General features: G+C 58.8%; 21 protein-coding genes and 1 pseudogene. 16 read left to right on the top strand and 6 right to left on the bottom strand.

Going from position 1 to position 16,611, the window contains the following annotated elements; all coding sequences use genetic code 11:
- Nucleotides 1-11: 11 nt before the first annotated feature.
- From cheR to HMPREF3138_RS21085, 9 genes are all read left to right on the top strand, one after another.
- On the top strand, nucleotides 12-884 hold the full coding sequence (gene cheR / locus HMPREF3138_RS21125; protein WP_038876818.1) for a protein-glutamate O-methyltransferase CheR: 873 nt from the start codon (nucleotides 12-14) through the stop codon (nucleotides 882-884).
- Nucleotides 884-1,933: a protein-glutamate methylesterase/protein-glutamine glutaminase gene (locus HMPREF3138_RS21120; protein WP_070559318.1), complete on the top strand. Its 1,050-nt coding sequence runs from the start codon at nucleotides 884-886 to the stop codon at nucleotides 1,931-1,933. Before cheR ends, HMPREF3138_RS21120 begins: the two co-directional genes overlap by 1 nt.
- Nucleotides 1,934-2,035: 102 nt before the next feature.
- A complete protein-coding gene (cheY, locus tag HMPREF3138_RS21115; protein ID WP_004934862.1) occupies nucleotides 2,036-2,425 on the top strand; it encodes a chemotaxis response regulator CheY in 390 nt (129 codons plus the stop codon).
- A gap of 10 nt (nucleotides 2,426-2,435) precedes the next feature.
- The gene (cheZ, locus tag HMPREF3138_RS21110; RefSeq protein WP_004934858.1) at nucleotides 2,436-3,080 is read left to right on the top strand and encodes a protein phosphatase CheZ; all 645 of its coding nucleotides are present in this window, start codon (nucleotides 2,436-2,438) and stop codon (nucleotides 3,078-3,080) included.
- 124 nt (nucleotides 3,081-3,204) lie between these two features.
- Nucleotides 3,205-3,438, top strand: a complete 234-nt coding sequence (gene vapB, locus HMPREF3138_RS21105) for a type II toxin-antitoxin system VapB family antitoxin (RefSeq protein ID WP_070559316.1) — start codon at nucleotides 3,205-3,207, stop codon at nucleotides 3,436-3,438.
- Complete coding sequence (locus tag HMPREF3138_RS21100) at nucleotides 3,438-3,836, top strand: type II toxin-antitoxin system tRNA(fMet)-specific endonuclease VapC (RefSeq protein WP_038876824.1); 399 nt, start codon at nucleotides 3,438-3,440, stop codon at nucleotides 3,834-3,836. Before vapB ends, HMPREF3138_RS21100 begins: the two co-directional genes overlap by 1 nt.
- A 126-nt stretch (nucleotides 3,837-3,962) precedes the next feature.
- Nucleotides 3,963-5,114 (top strand): flagellar biosynthesis protein FlhB, encoded by a 1,152-nt coding sequence (flhB, locus tag HMPREF3138_RS21095; protein WP_019452962.1) that lies wholly within the window; start codon nucleotides 3,963-3,965, stop codon nucleotides 5,112-5,114.
- A complete protein-coding gene (gene flhA / locus HMPREF3138_RS21090) occupies nucleotides 5,107-7,185 on the top strand; it encodes a flagellar biosynthesis protein FlhA (protein WP_038876828.1) in 2,079 nt (692 codons plus the stop codon). The genes flhB and flhA overlap by 8 nt, the downstream gene beginning before the upstream one ends.
- Nucleotides 7,185-7,589 carry a flagellar protein FlhE gene (locus HMPREF3138_RS21085; RefSeq protein WP_038876830.1) on the top strand — a complete coding sequence of 135 codons (405 nt, stop codon included), beginning with the start codon at nucleotides 7,185-7,187 and terminating at the stop codon, nucleotides 7,587-7,589. Before flhA ends, HMPREF3138_RS21085 begins: the two co-directional genes overlap by 1 nt.
- Before the next feature lie 2 nt (nucleotides 7,590-7,591).
- Here HMPREF3138_RS21085 and HMPREF3138_RS21080 read toward each other — a convergent pair whose 3' ends face one another.
- From HMPREF3138_RS21080 to flgA, 5 genes are all read right to left on the bottom strand, one after another.
- Complete coding sequence (locus HMPREF3138_RS21080; RefSeq protein ID WP_038876832.1) at nucleotides 7,592-7,894, bottom strand: helix-turn-helix domain-containing protein; 303 nt, start codon at nucleotides 7,892-7,894, stop codon at nucleotides 7,592-7,594.
- Nucleotides 7,891-8,262 carry a type II toxin-antitoxin system RelE/ParE family toxin gene (locus HMPREF3138_RS21075; protein WP_033647787.1) on the bottom strand — a complete coding sequence of 124 codons (372 nt, stop codon included), beginning with the start codon at nucleotides 8,260-8,262 and terminating at the stop codon, nucleotides 7,891-7,893. Before HMPREF3138_RS21075 ends, HMPREF3138_RS21080 begins: the two co-directional genes overlap by 4 nt.
- A 230-nt stretch (nucleotides 8,263-8,492) precedes the next feature.
- On the bottom strand, nucleotides 8,493-8,927 hold the full coding sequence (locus HMPREF3138_RS21070; protein WP_038876835.1) for a flagella synthesis protein FlgN: 435 nt from the start codon (nucleotides 8,925-8,927) through the stop codon (nucleotides 8,493-8,495).
- Between the two features lie 40 nt (nucleotides 8,928-8,967).
- On the bottom strand, nucleotides 8,968-9,279 hold the full coding sequence (flgM, locus tag HMPREF3138_RS21065; RefSeq protein WP_038876837.1) for a flagellar biosynthesis anti-sigma factor FlgM: 312 nt from the start codon (nucleotides 9,277-9,279) through the stop codon (nucleotides 8,968-8,970).
- A gap of 129 nt (nucleotides 9,280-9,408) precedes the next feature.
- A complete protein-coding gene (flgA, locus tag HMPREF3138_RS21060; RefSeq protein ID WP_038876839.1) occupies nucleotides 9,409-10,059 on the bottom strand; it encodes a flagellar basal body P-ring formation chaperone FlgA in 651 nt (216 codons plus the stop codon).
- 160 nt (nucleotides 10,060-10,219) lie between these two features.
- On the opposite strand from flgA, the gene flgB reads away from it, so the two are divergent.
- The 5 genes and pseudogenes from flgB to HMPREF3138_RS21035 all read left to right on the top strand — a co-directional run.
- Complete coding sequence (gene flgB / locus HMPREF3138_RS21055) at nucleotides 10,220-10,633, top strand: flagellar basal body rod protein FlgB (protein WP_033634995.1); 414 nt, start codon at nucleotides 10,220-10,222, stop codon at nucleotides 10,631-10,633.
- A 5-nt stretch (nucleotides 10,634-10,638) separates the two neighbouring features.
- On the top strand, nucleotides 10,639-11,043 hold the full coding sequence (gene flgC, locus HMPREF3138_RS21050; RefSeq protein ID WP_004934826.1) for a flagellar basal body rod protein FlgC: 405 nt from the start codon (nucleotides 10,639-10,641) through the stop codon (nucleotides 11,041-11,043).
- Between the two features lie 12 nt (nucleotides 11,044-11,055).
- Nucleotides 11,056-11,733, top strand: coding sequence for a flagellar hook assembly protein FlgD (gene flgD, locus HMPREF3138_RS21045; RefSeq protein WP_016927297.1), 678 nt, complete (start codon nucleotides 11,056-11,058; stop codon nucleotides 11,731-11,733).
- Between the two features lie 54 nt (nucleotides 11,734-11,787).
- On the top strand, nucleotides 11,788-13,011 hold the full coding sequence (gene flgE / locus HMPREF3138_RS21040; RefSeq protein ID WP_015378255.1) for a flagellar hook protein FlgE: 1,224 nt from the start codon (nucleotides 11,788-11,790) through the stop codon (nucleotides 13,009-13,011).
- Nucleotides 13,012-13,023: 12 nt separating this feature from the next.
- Nucleotides 13,024-13,293: pseudogene (locus HMPREF3138_RS21035) on the top strand (flagellar hook-basal body complex protein); the annotation flags it as partial.
- Nucleotides 13,294-13,549: 256 nt separating this feature from the next.
- On the opposite strand, the gene HMPREF3138_RS21030 reads toward HMPREF3138_RS21035, so the two are convergent.
- Nucleotides 13,550-14,098, bottom strand: coding sequence for a hypothetical protein (locus tag HMPREF3138_RS21030; RefSeq protein ID WP_070559314.1), 549 nt, complete (start codon nucleotides 14,096-14,098; stop codon nucleotides 13,550-13,552).
- Between the two features lie 164 nt (nucleotides 14,099-14,262).
- On the opposite strand from HMPREF3138_RS21030, the gene HMPREF3138_RS21025 reads away from it, so the two are divergent.
- Together HMPREF3138_RS21025 and HMPREF3138_RS21020 are read left to right on the top strand one after the other, a co-directional pair.
- Nucleotides 14,263-14,511 (top strand): helix-turn-helix domain-containing protein, encoded by a 249-nt coding sequence (locus tag HMPREF3138_RS21025; protein WP_070559312.1) that lies wholly within the window; start codon nucleotides 14,263-14,265, stop codon nucleotides 14,509-14,511.
- Between the two features lie 2 nt (nucleotides 14,512-14,513).
- The gene (locus HMPREF3138_RS21020; protein WP_070559310.1) at nucleotides 14,514-16,607 is read left to right on the top strand and encodes a Mu transposase C-terminal domain-containing protein; all 2,094 of its coding nucleotides are present in this window, start codon (nucleotides 14,514-14,516) and stop codon (nucleotides 16,605-16,607) included.
- The last annotated feature ends 4 nt before the right edge of the window (nucleotides 16,608-16,611 follow it).

Here is a 16,611-nt window from a genome sequence, read left to right as displayed (position 1 = left end):
GGTGAGGTGGCATGAAACAGGCGCCGTCAACTTCTAACCGGGATACTGCGTCGATGTTGACGCAAATGGTGCAGCGCCTGCCGCTGTCGGACGTGCATTTTCGCCGCATCAGCCAGTTGATTTATCAACGCGCCGGCATTGTGCTGGCGGAGCATAAGCGCGAGATGGTTTACAACCGCCTGGTGCGCCGTTTGCGGCTATTGGGATTGCACGATTTCGGCGATTACCTGGCGCTGCTGGAAAGCGATCCGAACAGCGCGGAATGGCAGGCGTTTATCAACGCGCTGACCACCAACCTGACGGCATTCTTCCGTGAGGCGCATCACTTCCCGATCCTGGCGGAGCATGCGCGCTCGCGGCCGAACGGCTACAGCGTCTGGAGCACCGCGGCCTCGACCGGCGAAGAGCCGTATTCGATCGCCATCACGCTGAGCGATGCCCTGGGGCAACGTGCCGGCAGCTGCCAGGTTTGGGCCAGCGACATCGATACGCAGGTGCTGGAAAAAGCGGAAACGGGTGTTTACCGCCAGGAGGATCTGCGCACTCTGACGCCGACCCAAATGCAGCGCTATTTTCTGCGTGGCACCGGGCCGCATCAGGGGCTGGTGCGCGTGCGGCCGGAGCTGGCGGCGCGGGTGAACTTTCAGCCGCTGAACCTGCTGGCGCCGGAGTGGGCGCTGCCGGGGCAATTCGACGCCATTTTTTGCCGCAACGTCATGATCTATTTCGATAAGGCGACGCAGGAGCGCATCCTGCGCCGCTTCGTTCCCTTGCTTAAGCCGGGGGGGCTGATGTTTGCCGGCCACTCCGAGAATTTCAGCCAGATCAGCCGGGATTTCTACTTGCGTGGGCAGACCGTGTATGGGCTGACCAAGGAGAGGTAATGAGTAAAATCAGAGTGTTATGCGTAGACGATTCGGCATTGATGCGTCAGCTGATGACGGAAATCGTGAACGGCCATGCCGATATGGAGATGGTGGCGACCGCGCCGGATCCGCTGGTGGCGCGCGATCTGATCAAAAAATTTAACCCTCAGGTGCTGACGCTGGACGTCGAGATGCCGCGCATGGACGGGCTGGATTTCCTCGAGAAGCTGATGCGCCTGCGGCCGATGCCGGTGGTGATGGTCTCTTCGCTGACCGGCAAAGGCTCGGAGATCACGCTGCGCGCGCTGGAGCTGGGCGCGGTGGACTTCGTGACCAAACCGCAGCTCGGCATTCGCGAGGGCATGTTGGCCTACAGCGAGCTGATTGCCGAGAAGATCCGCACCGCCGCCAGAGCGCGCCTGCCGCAGCGTTCCAGCAGCCCGGCGCCGGCGATCCTAAGCCATGCGCCGCTGCTGAGCAGTGAAAAACTGATCGCCATCGGCGCTTCCACCGGCGGCACCGAAGCGATCCGCCAGGTGCTGCAGCCGCTGCCGGCGACCAGCCCGGCGCTGCTGATCACCCAGCATATGCCACCGGGTTTCACCCGTTCGTTCGCCGAGCGGCTGAACAAGCTGTGCCAGATCACGGTGAAAGAAGCGGAGGACGGCGAGCGCGTACTGCCGGGCCACGCCTACATCGCTCCGGGGGATCGCCACCTGGAATTGACGCGCAGCGGCGCCAACTATCAGGTGAAGCTGCATGACGGCCCGGCGGTCAACCGCCATCGTCCGTCGGTCGACGTGCTGTTCCGCTCGGTGGCGCAATACGCCGGCCGCAATGCGGTGGGGGTGATCCTCATCGGCATGGGCAACGACGGGGCGGCGGGGATGCTGGAGATGCACCGCGCCGGGGCCTATACCCTGGCGCAGAACGAGGCGAGCTGTGTGGTGTTCGGCATGCCGCGCGAGGCGATCGCCAGCGGCGGCGTCAGCGAAGTGGTCGAGCTGGACAGGATGAGCCAGCGCATGCTGGCGCAGATCGCCGGCGGCCAGGCATTGCGCATTTGATTTTAGTCCGCAGGGGCCACCCGGCGGCGATATGACCCAGGTTCGCCGCGCGGCGGCCTGCGGTTTTGCATCATTAAACGGTTAACTATTTCAGGAGTAACAATGGCAGATAAGAACCTCAGATTTCTGGTTGTGGACGATTTCTCCACCATGCGCCGCATCGTCAGAAATTTGCTTAAAGAGCTGGGCTTCAACAACGTTGAAGAAGCTGAAGACGGCGCGGATGCGCTGAACAAGCTGCGCGCCGGCGGTTTCGACTTCGTGGTGTCCGACTGGAACATGCCGAACATGGACGGGCTGGAGCTGTTGCAAACCATCCGCGCCGATAGCGCGCTGGCCGCGATGCCGGTACTGATGGTGACGGCGGAAGCCAAGAAAGAAAATATCATCGCGGCGGCGCAGGCCGGTGCCAGCGGTTATGTAGTGAAACCATTTACGGCGGCGACGCTGGAAGAAAAGCTCAACAAGATTTTTGAAAAATTGGGCATGTAAGGAGAGGGCGATGAGAGACATTCCAATGCCTGCCAGCGATGCAGCGACCGCGGGAGAGATCATCTCCCGCATCGGCCAACTGACCCGAATGCTGCGCGACAGCATGCGCGAACTGGGGCTCGATCAGGCGATCGCCCAGGCGGCAGAGGCGATCCCGGATGCGCGCGACCGTCTTGACTATGTCGTAACCATGACGGCGCAGGCGGCGGAACGGGCGTTGAACTGCGTGGAGGCGGCGCAACCGCGCCAGGCGGAGCTGGAATCCGGCGCGAATGCGTTGAAAGGGCGCTGGGACGAGTGGTTCGCCAACCCCATCGAACTGGACGACGCGCGTTCTCTGGTTAACGACACGCGCCAGTACCTGGATCAGGTGCCGGGCCATACGGCCTTTACCAATGCCCAGCTGCTGGAAATCATGATGGCACAGGATTTCCAGGATCTGACCGGCCAGGTGATCAAGCGCATGATGGACGTGGTGCAGGAGATCGAAAAGCAGCTGCTGATGGTGTTGATGGAAAACATGCCGGAGCAGCCGGTGAAGGAAAAGCGGCCGAACGACAGCCTGCTGAACGGTCCGCAGCTCGACCAGAACGGCGTCGGCGTGATCGCCAACCAGGCCCAGGTCGACGATCTGCTCGACAGCCTCGGTTTCTGAGGCTTTTCGGGGCGCGCGACGGCGCGCCCCGAAAGTTGCGCGGTGTCCCGCAAAGATTAATGTATATAGCATTGCTATATACATTGCGGAGGCTATAATTTGTACTCCATTTAAGGAGGTCGCCATGACGTTGGGTTCTGTCTTTACCAATAATCGGACACAGGCCGTGCGCTTGCCTGCAGAGGTGCGTTTTCCTGATACCGTTTCTAAAGTGACCGTCCGCGTAGTGGGCAAAGAGCGCATTCTTGCCCCCCTGGAGAATACCTGGGACAGTTTCTTCTGTGCGGAAAATAAGGTGAGCGATGATTTCCTCAATGAACGTGCCGAACAGCACCAGCGCGAGCGGGAAGATTTTTGATGTTCAGTCATATGCTGGACACCAACATTGTTATCTATGTCATTAAGCGCCGGCCGCTGGAAGTACTGGAGGCGTTCAATCGCTATGCAGGTAAAATGGTCATTTCGTCGATCACCTATGGCGAATTGGTTCACGGGGTGGAGAAAAGCTCACGCCCGGTAGTGAACGCCAGGGTGGTTGAGGATTTTGTCTCCCGATTGGACATTCTCGATTACGGCGCTAAAGCGGCATCGCACTACGGCAACATCCGGGCTGCACTGGAACGCCAGGGAACGCCTATTGACGTAAACGATCTACATATCGCCGGGCATGCGCGCAGCGAAGGATTGATTCTGGTGACCAATAATCGACGCGAATTTGAGCGCGTTGAGGGTTTGCGGCTGGAAAATTGGTTGTAACGTCTCCCTGATGGTCTCATCCCCTAAATAACCCGCCTTTTCCCCCGTTGTTCCGTCAATGACATCGCCAATTTTTTGGCATGCTGACCGCCATTCTTTACCCTCTCGACACAGGAACGGCGTTTCGTGGCTGAAGACAGCGATCTGGAAAAAAGCGAGGCCCCCACGCCCCACAGGCTGGAGAAGGCGCGTGAAGACGGCCAGATCCCGCGTTCCCGCGAACTGACCTCGGTACTGATGCTGCTCTCCGGCCTCGCGATCATCCTGATGTCCGGCAGCAATATGGCGCAACAGCTGGCGGCGATGCTCACGCAGGGTTTGAACTTCGACCATGGCATGGTCAGCAACGATAAACAGATGCTGCGCCAGCTGGGCATGTTGCTGCGCCAGGCCGTGCTGGCACTGTTGCCGATCATGGCGGGGCTGGTGCTGGTGGCGCTCGCCGCGCCGATGTTGCTGGGGGGCATTTTGTTCAGCGGCAAGTCGATCAAGTTCGATTTGAAGCGGCTGAACCCGCTATCCGGGTTGAAGCGCATCTTTTCTACCCAGGTGCTGGCCGAGCTGCTGAAAGGGATCCTGAAAGCGACGCTGGTCGGTTGGGTGACCGGCCTCTATCTGTGGCACAACTGGGCGGCGATGCTGCATCTGATGACCCAGCAACCGCTCGATGCGCTGGGCAACGCGCTGCAGATGATTCTGTTCTGCGGTTTTCTGGTGGTGCTGGGATTGACGCCGATGGTGGCGTTCGACGTGTTTTATCAGCTGTGGAGTCACTTCAAGAAGCTGAAGATGACCAAGCAGGATATTCGCGACGAATTCAAAGACCAGGAAGGGGACCCGCACGTCAAGGGACGCATTCGTCAGCAGCAGCGGGCGATCGCCCGGCGCCGCATGATGGCCGATGTGCCCAAGGCGGACGTGATTGTTACCAACCCGACGCACTACGCCGTCGCGTTGCAGTACAACGACAAAAAAATGAGTGCGCCGAAAGTGCTGGCCAAGGGGGCCGGCGAAATCGCCTTGCGCATTCGCGAGCTCGGTGCGGAGCACCGCATCCCGATGCTGGAAGCGCCGCCGCTGGCGCGTGCGCTGTATCGACACAGCGAGATTGGACAACATATTCCGGCCACCCTGTATGCCGCGGTCGCCGAAGTGCTGGCCTGGGTGTACCAACTGCGCCGCTGGCGGCGCGAGGGCGGCCTGATCCCGAAAAAACCTGAACGTTTACCGGTGCCGGAAGCACTGGATTTTGCAAGAGAGAGTGACTCTGATGGCTAATTTGGCCTCCCTGCTTCGTTTGCCGGGCAATTTTAAAGATACGCAGTGGCAGGTGTTGGCCGGCCCGGTGTTGATCCTGCTGATCCTGTCGATGATGGTGCTGCCGTTGCCGGCGTTTATCCTCGACCTGCTGTTTACCTTCAACATCGCGCTGTCGATCATGGTGCTGCTGGTGGCGATGTTCACCCAGCGCACGCTCGAATTCGCCGCCTTCCCGACCATTCTGCTGTTCTCCACGCTGCTGCGTTTGTCGCTCAACGTCGCGTCCACGCGCATCATCCTGCTGGAAGGGCACACCGGTTCCGCCGCCGCCGGCCGCGTGGTGGAGGCCTTCGGGCACTTCCTGGTGGGGGGCAACTTCGCCATCGGTATCGTGGTGTTCATCATCCTTGTATTGATCAACTTCATGGTCATCACCAAGGGGGCCGGGCGTATCGCCGAAGTGGGCGCGCGTTTCGTCCTGGACGGCATGCCGGGTAAACAGATGGCGATCGACGCCGATCTGAACGCCGGGTTGATCGGCGAGGACGAAGCGAAGAAACGCCGCGCCGAAGTTACCCAGGAGGCCGATTTCTACGGCTCAATGGACGGTGCCAGTAAATTCGTGCGCGGCGACGCCATCGCCGGCCTGATGATCATGGTGCTGAACGTGGTCGGCGGCCTGTTGGTCGGCGTGGTGCAACACGGCATGGAGCTGGGGGCGGCAGCGGAAAGCTATACGCTGCTGACCATCGGCGACGGCCTGGTGGCGCAGATCCCGGCGTTGGTGATCTCTACCGCCGCCGGCGTTATCGTCACTCGCGTCGCGACCGATCAGGACGTCGGCGAGCAGATGGTGGGCCAGCTGTTCAACAATCCTCGCGTGATGCTGCTGAGCGCCGGGGTACTGGGGCTGTTGGGCCTGGTGCCGGGCATGCCGAACCTGGTGTTCCTGCTGTTTACCGCCGCTTTGCTGGGCCTGGCCTGGTGGCTGCGCGGCCGTGAACAACAGGCACCGAAAGCGGTGGAGGCGCCGGTGATGCCGGACAACCCGCAGGCCGCCGAAGCCAGCTGGGCCGACGTGCAGTTGGAGGATCCGCTGGGGATGGAGGTGGGTTACCGGCTGATTCCGATGGTCGATTTTCAACAAAACGGTGAGCTGCTGGGGCGTATCCGCGGTATTCGCAAGAAATTCGCGCAGGACATGGGGTATTTGCCGCCGGTGGTACACATTCGCGACAACCTGGAACTGCCGCCTGCCAGCTACCGCATCCTGATGAAAGGCGTCGAGATCGGCAGCGGTGAAGCGCAGCCGGGCCGCTGGCTGGCGATCAACCCCGGCAATGCCGTGGGCGAGCTGGCGGGAGACAAAACCGTCGATCCGGCCTTTGGGCTCGAGGCGGTGTGGATCGACAGCGCATTGCGCGAGCAGGCGCAGATCCAGGGCTTTACCGTGGTGGAAGCCAGCACCGTAGTGGCGACACACCTCAATCACCTGATCGGCCAGTTCGCCAGCGAGCTGTTTGGCCGCCAGGAAACCCAACAGTTGCTGGATCGCGTGTCGCAGGAGATGCCGAAGCTGACCGAAGACTTCGTGCCGGGCGTGGTATCACTGACCACGCTGCACAAGGTGCTGCAAAACCTGCTGGCCGAGCGTGTTTCTATCCGCGATATGCGCACCATCGTCGAAACGCTGGCGGAGCATGCTCCGGCGCAAAGCGATCCTTATGAGCTGACCACCGTGGTGCGGGTAGCGCTGGGCAGGGCGATCACGCAGCAGTGGTTCCCGGGCAACGGCGAGATTCAGGTCATCGGTTTGGATACCCAACTGGAGCGCCTGTTGTTGCAGGCGTTGCAGGGCGGTGGCGGTCTGGAGCCGGGGCTGGCCGATCGCCTGCTGGATCAGGCGCGCCAGGCGCTGCAGCGGCAAGAGATGCTCAGCGCGCCGCCGGTGCTGCTGGTCAACCATGCGCTGCGGGCCTTGCTGGCGCGCTTCCTGCGCCGCAGTCTGCCGCAGATCGTGGTGTTGTCCAACCTCGAAATCAACGACGATCGCCAGATTCGCATGACGTCGACCATTGGAGCCGCCTGATGAAACGTTGTCTGTTCGTGTTGTGTTTGCTGGCGCCGTTAACCGCCGGCGCGGTGTCCGGTTCCTGGGTGGCCGAAGGGGCGGGCGTGACGTTGGAACAGGGCGGCATGCGCGATGAGTCCGCCGGTTTGCGGCCGCCGAACGCGTTGCCGGATGCCAATGCGCGCATCACCCGCGTCAGCTGGCGCTACCGTTTGCTGGGGCCGGAGCCGTTGGGGCTGCAGGCCCAGCTGTGTACGGTGAACCGCTGCATTCCGCTCGGCGGCGGCAGCGGCAGCAGCAACGGTCTGCAGGGCGAACCGGCCAATGCGGAATTGCGCTTTGTCTATTACGTGCAGTCACAAGGCGGGCTGAACCCGCCGCTGCGCGTGATTGGCAATCAGGTCATCGTCAATTATCAGTAGGCTCAGGCCAGAATTTGCAGGCCGTTGCGTTCCACCAGTGACAGCAGTTTCATTGCGGCGGAGTTCGGTTGCGCTTCGCCGCGCTCCCATTTCTGCACCGCCTTTTTACTGACGTTGAGATACAGCGCAAACACCGGCTGACTGACGTTTTCCCGTTCGCGCAGCGCGCGGATCTCGGCCGGCCCGAACTGTTTCACCGGCCGCAGACACAGCATGTCGAAGGTACGCATGGTCACGTCGTCGACGAAACCAGCGCGGTGCAGGCCCTGAACTTCCTGGTGGATCGATTTCAGCATCTTGCTCATAGTTGTAACCTTATTAATTCCCCGCAGTTGACCAGCTGATACAGTCTGAATGGTGAATAATCCAGATACAGCGCCGCCAAATGCCGCCAGGAAATTAACTCATCCTGATTGATGTTGTCTCTTTCGTTTTTGGCAAAGCCATACATGAAAAAGATCCTGCCTTCATCTGCCGTTGCGATTAATACCCGATACCCGCGCCGTTTTCCACTCCCCATCCGGGCGATGCGTTTTTTGTAAACGCAACCACCGAGATTGGCGTCGTACAACTGATTTTGCATCTCTCGCGCCGCTTTCACTATCGTGGCGTCACTGATGCGTTCGTCGCCGGCAAATGTCTGGAAGGCTTTTGTGAGATAAATGTCGGTCATTCACTCTCCGTGTGAAAATATACCCTTAGTGGGTATATATCAAGATGTTTAACGACCGAGCTAAGATGACGAAATAGGGAGTGATGGGGAACAGGCAAATATCCGTTCTGCGCGGCCTGGCGCATAGCGTTAAGGGAATTCAGAAAGCGGTAAGAAGAAAATGCGAGAGGTTGCGCATAACCGGGGAAACCCGCGCCCGGCGGTGCGTTCACCGGGCGAAATGAGTCAGGTCAGACGCCGATTTTTCTGCCGAGCAGGCTGCCGGCGTGCGACTGGCCGTCCGGGCCATACAGCGATTTGTTGTTCTTACTGAGGATCGCCAGCGCCTGAGCGTTATGGTCGATCTGCTGATTGAGCAGCAGGCCATTGTGCTGATTCTTTTCGCGTAGCGTTTGGCTCAGCAGTTGAACGCGCTGCCAGCGATCGGCCAAGGGCGCATGGTTGGCGTAGGGGGCGCGTTGCCCGCAGGCTTTTTCCTCCCCCAGGCGTTGTTGCTCGAGGTAGGCGACCGTCGCCAGCAGTTGGCTTTTGGCATCGGTTACACGCTGCAACGCCACGCCGGGCAACTGGCCGGAACACAGCAAGTCGTGCTCTTCCTCCAGCACGCCATTGAGCGCCTGCAGCGTTTCCAACAGTTTATCCAGCAGTTGTGCCAGGTTTTCCATAGTGATGACTTATCCTTTACCGCTACTCGCCGCCGCGCCGTCAGTCGCGCCCGGCGTTCCATTGAATGTCGCTCTGCGCGTCTTGCAGCAGCGCGTCGGCGATTTTGCCGGCGTCCATCTTCAGTTCGCCGTTGCGGATCGCCTGCTTGATGGCCTCGACCCGGCCCATATCGATATCCTGGGTGCCCGGCTGCATCAGGCGCGCCTGCGCCTCGCTCAGTTTGACCTGCGTGCCGCTGACGGCCGTTTCGGCCACGGCGGCCTTACGCGGTTGGAGCGGGTTGTCGGCCGGGGTTTCACGCGGTTGCACAGTGGAAACCGGCTGTAACCGCTGGGTGCGATCGATACTCATGGTCCATCTCCGTTTACGCCGTGACCGCTCGGGGGCGACGACGCTGCAATGAAAGTTTTGCGGCCCTGGTGGCCAATAAAATGCTGCTTGATTTGTCTTATCGGCAAGGTTTGCGGAACCTTTACTTTTTTATAACGTAATGCGAATCGCGCCGTCGTCTCCGACTACGCCGCTGACGATCTGCCCGGACGCCATGCGCACGCGCACGCTGTCTTCGGCGGCGGCGTTGTTCATCGCCTTGCCCGCACCGCTGATGTTGAACCCTTCGCCCTGCGCGGTGACCTGTACCGGTTGCCCGGCTTTGATAATCCAGGCGCGGCGCAGCATGGCGAGGGTCAGCGGTTGGCCGGGGCTGATGTTGCGCAGGCTGACGGCGCCTAACGCTTTGCTCGCCTCGGTCAGCGCGCGCGGCGGCAGGGTATCGAGCCGGCCTTCCTTCAGCGTCAGATCCGCTGCGGTCAATCGGCTGCCCGCGCTGATGCCGCGCGCCGAAACCAGATAGCGGCCGAACACCTGCACCTGCGTCTGGATAAAACGCCGCTCCTGGCCACAGCGCGCCGAAATGCTGACGTTGCCGCCGATCCGCGCGTTGGGCGGCAGCGACAGCTGGGGCAGTTCGCAGGCGGGCCATTGGGCCGGCGGCGTGCGCACCCGCACTTTCACCTGTACCGGCTCGCCGGTGAACTTGCCTTTGATGAAGCTATCGATTTGCGTCGCCAGATCGTCGGCGCGCGCGTTCAGACTGCACAGCAGGCCGATAAGCAGCATTTTACCTTTCATCGTCATCTTCTCAAGCTTCATCGGGATACGCGTAAGTGTACCCGCAGCGCGCGCAGGCTAAGCAGATAAATAGCGCCCCATTTTGCGTCTATTCCCGCGATAGGGTGGTGCTGGGGGCGTTTATCCTGTCGACTCCAAATTCTAACCTCGCGGAGGGAGCATGCTCGACAAACTGGACGCGGCTCTGCGCTTTGGCCAAGAGGCGCTGAACTTGCGCGCCCAGCGGCAGGAAATTCTGGCCGCCAACATCGCCAACGCAGACACACCGGGTTATCAGGCGCGGGATATCGATTTCGCCAGCCAATTGAACAAAGTGCTGGAACAAGGGCGCGTCAACGGCAACGGCATGTCGCTGAACCTGACGGCGGCGCGCCACATCCCGGCGCAAACCCTGCAGCCGCCGCAGCTCGATCTGTTGTACCGGGTACCGGACCAGCCGTCGATGGACGGCAACACGGTGGACATGGATCGCGAACGCACCAACTTTGCCGATAACAGCCTGAAATATCAGACCGACCTGACGCTGCTCAACGGGCAGATCAAAGGGATGATGTCCGTGCTGCAACAAGGATAAGGCGCATGTCTTTACTGAATATTTTTGATATCTCCGGCTCGGCGTTATCGGCGCAATCCCAGCGCATGAACGTCAGTGCCAGCAACATGGCCAACGCCGACAGCGTGACCGGCCCGGACGGCGAGCCTTACCGCGCCAAGCAGGTGGTGTTCCAGGTCGCGGCGGCGCCCGGGCAGCCGACCGGCGGCGTGCGCGTTGCCCAGGTGGTGGACGATCCGGCGCCCGAGCGTCTGGTGTACCAGCCGGGCAACCCGCTGGCGGACGCCAAGGGCTACGTGCGCATGCCGAACGTCGACGTAGTGGGGGAAATGGTCAATACCATCTCCGCTTCCCGCAGCTACCAGGCCAACGTCGAGGTGCTCAACACCACCAAGTCGATGATGATGAAAACCCTGACGCTGGGTCAGTAACCGGAGGTTCCCATGGCTATTGCCGCAACCACTAACGAGTCGTTGGACAACACCGTCATCGGTAACAACAGCAAAAATACCAACAGCCAGGATCTGCACAACAGCTTCCTGACGCTGCTGGTGGCGCAGTTGAAAAACCAGGATCCGACCAATCCGATGCAGAACAACGAGCTGACCTCGCAGCTGGCGCAGATCAACACCGTTCAGGGCATCGAAAAACTCAACACCACGCTGGGCTCGATCTCCGGCCAGATCAACAGCAACCAGTCGCTGCAGGCGACGGCGCTGATCGGTCACGGCGTGATGGTGCCGGGCAACAACATTCTGGTCGGCAGCAAGGATGGCAAGGTCAGCACCACGCCGTTTGGCGTGGAACTGGAGCGCGCCGCCGATCAGGTGACCGCCACCATCACCAACGCCAGCGGGCAGGTGGTGCGCACCATCGAAATCGGCGGCCTGACCGCCGGCGTACACGCCTTCACCTGGGACGGTTCGCTGGATGACGGCTCCACCGCGCCAGACGGCGCCTACAAAGTGGCGATTAATGCCAAAGGCAACGGTGAACAGTTGGTGGCGCGTAGCCTGCACTTCGGGCTGGTGAACGGCGTGATCCGCGACGGCAACGGCGCCAAGCTGGATCTCGGCCTGGCGGGCAACGCCACCCTGGAAGACGTGCGACAGATCTTATAACCCTAAGCATCAGGCTCAATCGGACGATAGCCTGACCACTATTCGGAGAATAACATGGCCTTTTCTCAGGCAGTCAGCGGCTTGAACGCGGCAGCAACCAACCTGGACGTGATCGGTAACAACATCGCCAACTCCGCGACCGCGGGCTTCAAATCCGGCAGCGTGTCCTTCGCCGACATGTTCGCCGGTTCGCAGGTTGGGCTGGGCGTTAAAGTGTCCGGCATCACCCAGAACTTTAAGGGCGGCACCACCACCGGCACCAGCCGTGCGCTGGATGTGGCCATCAACGGCAACGGCTTCTTCCGCATGCAGGATAAAGACGGCGGCATCTTCTATACCCGTAACGGCCAGTTCAAGCTGGACGAGAACCGCAACCTGACCAACATGCAGGGCCTGCAGCTGACCGGTTATCCGGCGGCCGGTTCCCCGCCGACCATCCAGCAGGGTGCCAACCCGGTGCCGCTGAGCATTCCTGAAGGCATGATGAACGCCAAGGCGTCTACCTCCGGTGAGATGGTCGCCAACCTAAAGTCCACCCATAAAGTGCCGGAGAACAAGACGTTCGATCCGACCAAACAGGACAGCTACAACTACGTCAACACCATCACCGCCTACGACTCGCTGGGTAATGCGCACAACATCAACGCCTACTTCGTGAAGACGGAAGACAACAAGTGGCAGGTCTATACCCAGGACGGCAGCGCAGCGCCAGTGAACGCCGGCACCATGGAGTTCAGCACCAGCGGCAACCTGGTGAAAACCACCAGCACCAACGGCGCGCCGGGCGAGTTCAGCATGGTGATCCCGATGACCGCCAAAGACGGTGCACCGGCGCAAAACTTCACCCTGAGCTTCGCCGGCAGCATGCAGCAGAACGTGGGCAGCGACTCGGTGAGCAAAGTGGCGCAGGACGGCTATGCCGCCGGTGAATACACCAACTTCCAAATCAACAACGACGGTACCGTCGTGGGCATCTACTCCAACCAGCAGACCCAGGTGCTGGGCCAGATCGTCATGGCCAACTTCTCCAACCCGGAAGGGCTGGCGTCGCAGGGCGATAACGTGTGGCAGGAAACCGGTGCGTCCGGCCAGCCGCGCGTTGGTCTGTCGGGCGGCGGCGGCTTCGGTAAGCTGACCAGCGGCGCGCTGGAGTCTTCCAACGTCGATCTGAGCCAGGAGCTGGTGAACATGATCGTCGCACAACGTAACTACCAGTCCAACGCTCAGACCATCAAGACGCAGGACTCCATCTTGCAGACGCTGGTTAGCCTGCGCTAATAGGGCCGAGTCATGGATCACGCGATTTATACCGCGATGGGCGCGGCGCGCCAAACGCTGGAACAGCAGTCCATCACCGCCAACAACCTGGCCAATGCGTCGACGCCGGGCTTTCGCGCCCAGCTCGCCGCGTTGCGCGCGGTACCGGTCGACGGGCCGAGTATGGCGACGCGCACCTTGGTGACCGCGTCGACGCCGGGCGCCGACATGAGCCAGGGGGCGCTGAACTACACGTCGCGTCCGCTGGACGTGGCGCTGCAGCAGGACGGTTTTCTGGCGGTGAGTGTTATGAAGGAAATCATTTGATATTACCGGGAAGAAAAGGGATTTGGCGGAAATTCGCGGATTTACTGGCTTCGCCTAGCTTAGGCATTTGATACCAGTCAGGGAGAAATTGAGCCGATCGGCAAAACTTTTGATACTATTGGTTGCTTACGTTTAAAAACTAAAGTACTGCGTTCAAAAACAATTCTAACACACTTCTAAAGTCAAAGGCCGGTAAAGCAAATTGGCGCTGATTATTACAGCCACTCAGATACTAACCAGCCTTCTTGCCGGTGCTTGAAAGGTCTGGAGCCTCTACATCTTGACCAGCGTTAAGTGTCTCTTTTTTGATACTGCTTTCCAAGCCGACCAGGAATTTTTCCTTCTCTGAATCATTGCACTGAAGAAGCTTGATATTTTTTTCATCAAGTAAATACAGGACTGTTTCAACCCCCTTCCTTGCTAGTGTCATCGTTAGTTGCTCTCGTTCATCCTGGGTCAGAAACGATAACATTCGTGATAGTTCATCCTGCGTGTCCCCTCCCTTTATCATGACTGGTGATTTTGGTGATAAATTGGTGTTTCCGGTCTTCAACCATTCAAGGCTGACACCTTCGTGTGCAGCAATGTTAGCTAAGAGGTTTTCTCTCGGCATTGGTGGTTCGACGCTAGTTTTGTAGTAGCTGTTAAGAGTGTTAACACTAATTCCCCAGGCTCTAGCAGCCGCACTTCGTGAGGCGTACCGTCTTACCAATTGTGTGAGTCTATCAATTACAGGTTCTTTTCCTTCCGGCTGAAAAGCACCTTGTGGTTCTTTTATCATATAACGTTCCTTGCAATCTATCCTGTTGATAAATAACACCAAAAGCAAACAACCACCAAAATCACCAAAAATACCTTGTTATCGTGTTTTTGGTGATCTAATCTTTATCCATACGGATACCCGCGCAGTTATCCGCGCGGATAACTTTTTAGGATAGAGGAAACATGAGCCGAAATGAAGATCTGAATGCCGACTGGCATCCTGAGACCATCAAAGCTGAGATCCACAAGCGTGGATTGTCCTTCCGGGCGCTCTCCCTACAGGCTGGCTACAGTAAGGATTCGCTGAAGAGCGTGCTGCGCACTCCCTGCAAGCCCTACCAACAGATCGTTGCTGACGCTCTCGGTGTATCTCCGGAAGCTATTTGGCCGAGCCGTTACACAACAACCAGTTACATCAATAAGGCGGTCTGATCATGTTCTTTGTTGCTAAGGAGTTGGTCGGTATTCCAGGCCTGCCTAAAACGGCGAAAGGCATCAGAGAAGCGCTGTGCCGATTCTCTGCCGGTTCAGAGTCACTTGTCCGCAAGCGTACCGGCAGCAAGGCTTTCGAATATCACATCGATTGCCTGCCGGATGTTGCGCAGCAATCGCTGCGGGCACGCCAGATTAAAGAACTGATGAACGATTCCGCAAAAGAACTTCCAGCGGCGAAACCTCAGTCTCCGGCTGCACCCCGTGCCAAAAGCGCTGACGAAAGTAAAATCGCGGTCTATCGTAAGTGTCCGGCGTTGCTGGAGCAGAAACTGAACACTCTGACGGCAGCCCAACGCCAAACCGCTGATGCCCGTATGGCCCTGGTTGTTGAGGTGATGCGTCTCGGGGATTTGCCGGGATTCAGCCGTGCCAAAGCTATCCGGGAGATCGTGCGTCAAGCTCAGGCAAGCGAGTTGCCTGAACGCCTGGCTAATGCGGCGGCCGCCGCAAATGCCAAGAAAGGAACATCACGCTCCCTGAGCGAAATCTCCCTCAAACGCTGGGTGGCAGACTTCAATAAAACGAGTTCAGCCGCTGAGCGCCTGCTGTTGCTTGCTCCCGGTAAGCGTCAAGTCGTTAAACCGGAGGAAATCAAGTGGTTGCCCGAATTCCTTAGCTTCTATCGCCGACCGGATGGGCGCGGCATTCAAGAAGCCTATGATGATTTCGCAAAGGAGTGGGTCGAGCGATATCAGGATGATCTCCTGATGCGCGCTGCCATCCCCTCTTATGATCAGGTGTGCTATGCCATGAATAAGTTACCTGTTGTCGTCAAACAAAAAGGTCGCATCACCGGCAGTGAATTCCGTCAGTATGAGGGGTTTATTCGCCGTGACTGGGAGTCGCTGCCGGTGAATTACGTCTGGATTGGTGACGGTCACGGCATGAAAATGAAGGTTGCCCACCCTGACCACGGCAACCCGTTCTCTCCAGAGGTGACGTTCATTTTGGATGGTAGCTGTCGCTTTATTGTCGGGTGGAGTCTGGCACTGTCGGAAAGTGTCATTGCCGTTGCTGATGCGCTGCGCCACGGCATCAAAAATCACGGGAAGCCTTTCCTGTACTACTCCGATAACGGGGGCGGTGAAACCAACAACACCTTCGATGCTGAGCTGACCGGTATTTTACCCCGCCTGGGAATCGATCACCGCCTGGGTATCCCCGAGAATCCGCAGGGTCGCGGCATCATTGAGCGACTCAACCGCTCATTGGCTATGCGCATCTCCCGCCAGTTTGCCACCTATTACGGCACCGGCGCAGACCGTAGCACCGTTCGCCGCATGACAAAGGCCCTGCAATCGGCAACGAATGCCGCCAATAAGGGTAAAGAACTGAGCGCAAAACAAGAGAAAACCCTGCGTGATTTGCCGTCATGGGAGGCGCTGATTGATGCCATTGAGGCTGGCGTGGAGTGGTACAACAACCGCCCCCACGACTCTTTGCCCCTGCGTGGTGATGGCGAACACTTCACTCCGGCACAGTTCCGTCGCTACAAATTGGAAAAAGAAGCCACGGCGATCGAGTGGCTGTCTGACCTGGAGCTGCGTGAGATGTTTATGCCACAGATTGAGCGACATGTAAGCCGCTGCGAAGTTCGGTTATTTAATAACTTCTATTACTCACCCGAGTTGAACAATGAACACGGTAATCAGGTGCTGGTGAATTATGACCTGCATGATGCCTCTAAGGTTATCGTCCGTCGCCTGGATGGTTCGTTTATTTGCGAAGCCATTTGGGATGGCAACAAACAGCAGGCATTCCCGGTTACTGCCGAATATCACCAACGTCAACAACGTATTAAAGGGATGCGGCAGCGTGGAGAAGAGAAGGTCCGCCTGGCTGAAGCTGAAAACGTGCATACGCTGGCAGCACCGGCAGAACAGGACTGGCTTCCAGGCAATGTCTATAAACCGGTGCGACGAACAACACCTGTGATGCTGGCAGACGTGGAGGATGCTGAGTACAGCGAAGATGAATATCTCAATAACTCGCTAGATATTCTTGAATCAAATAAGCGCAAGAACGCGATTTAACAGC

This window comes from Serratia sp. HMSC15F11 (assembly GCF_001808215.1).
GTDB lineage: Bacteria > Pseudomonadota > Gammaproteobacteria > Enterobacterales > Enterobacteriaceae > Serratia > Serratia nevei.
This window is presented reverse-complemented; position numbering and strand designations above follow the sequence as displayed.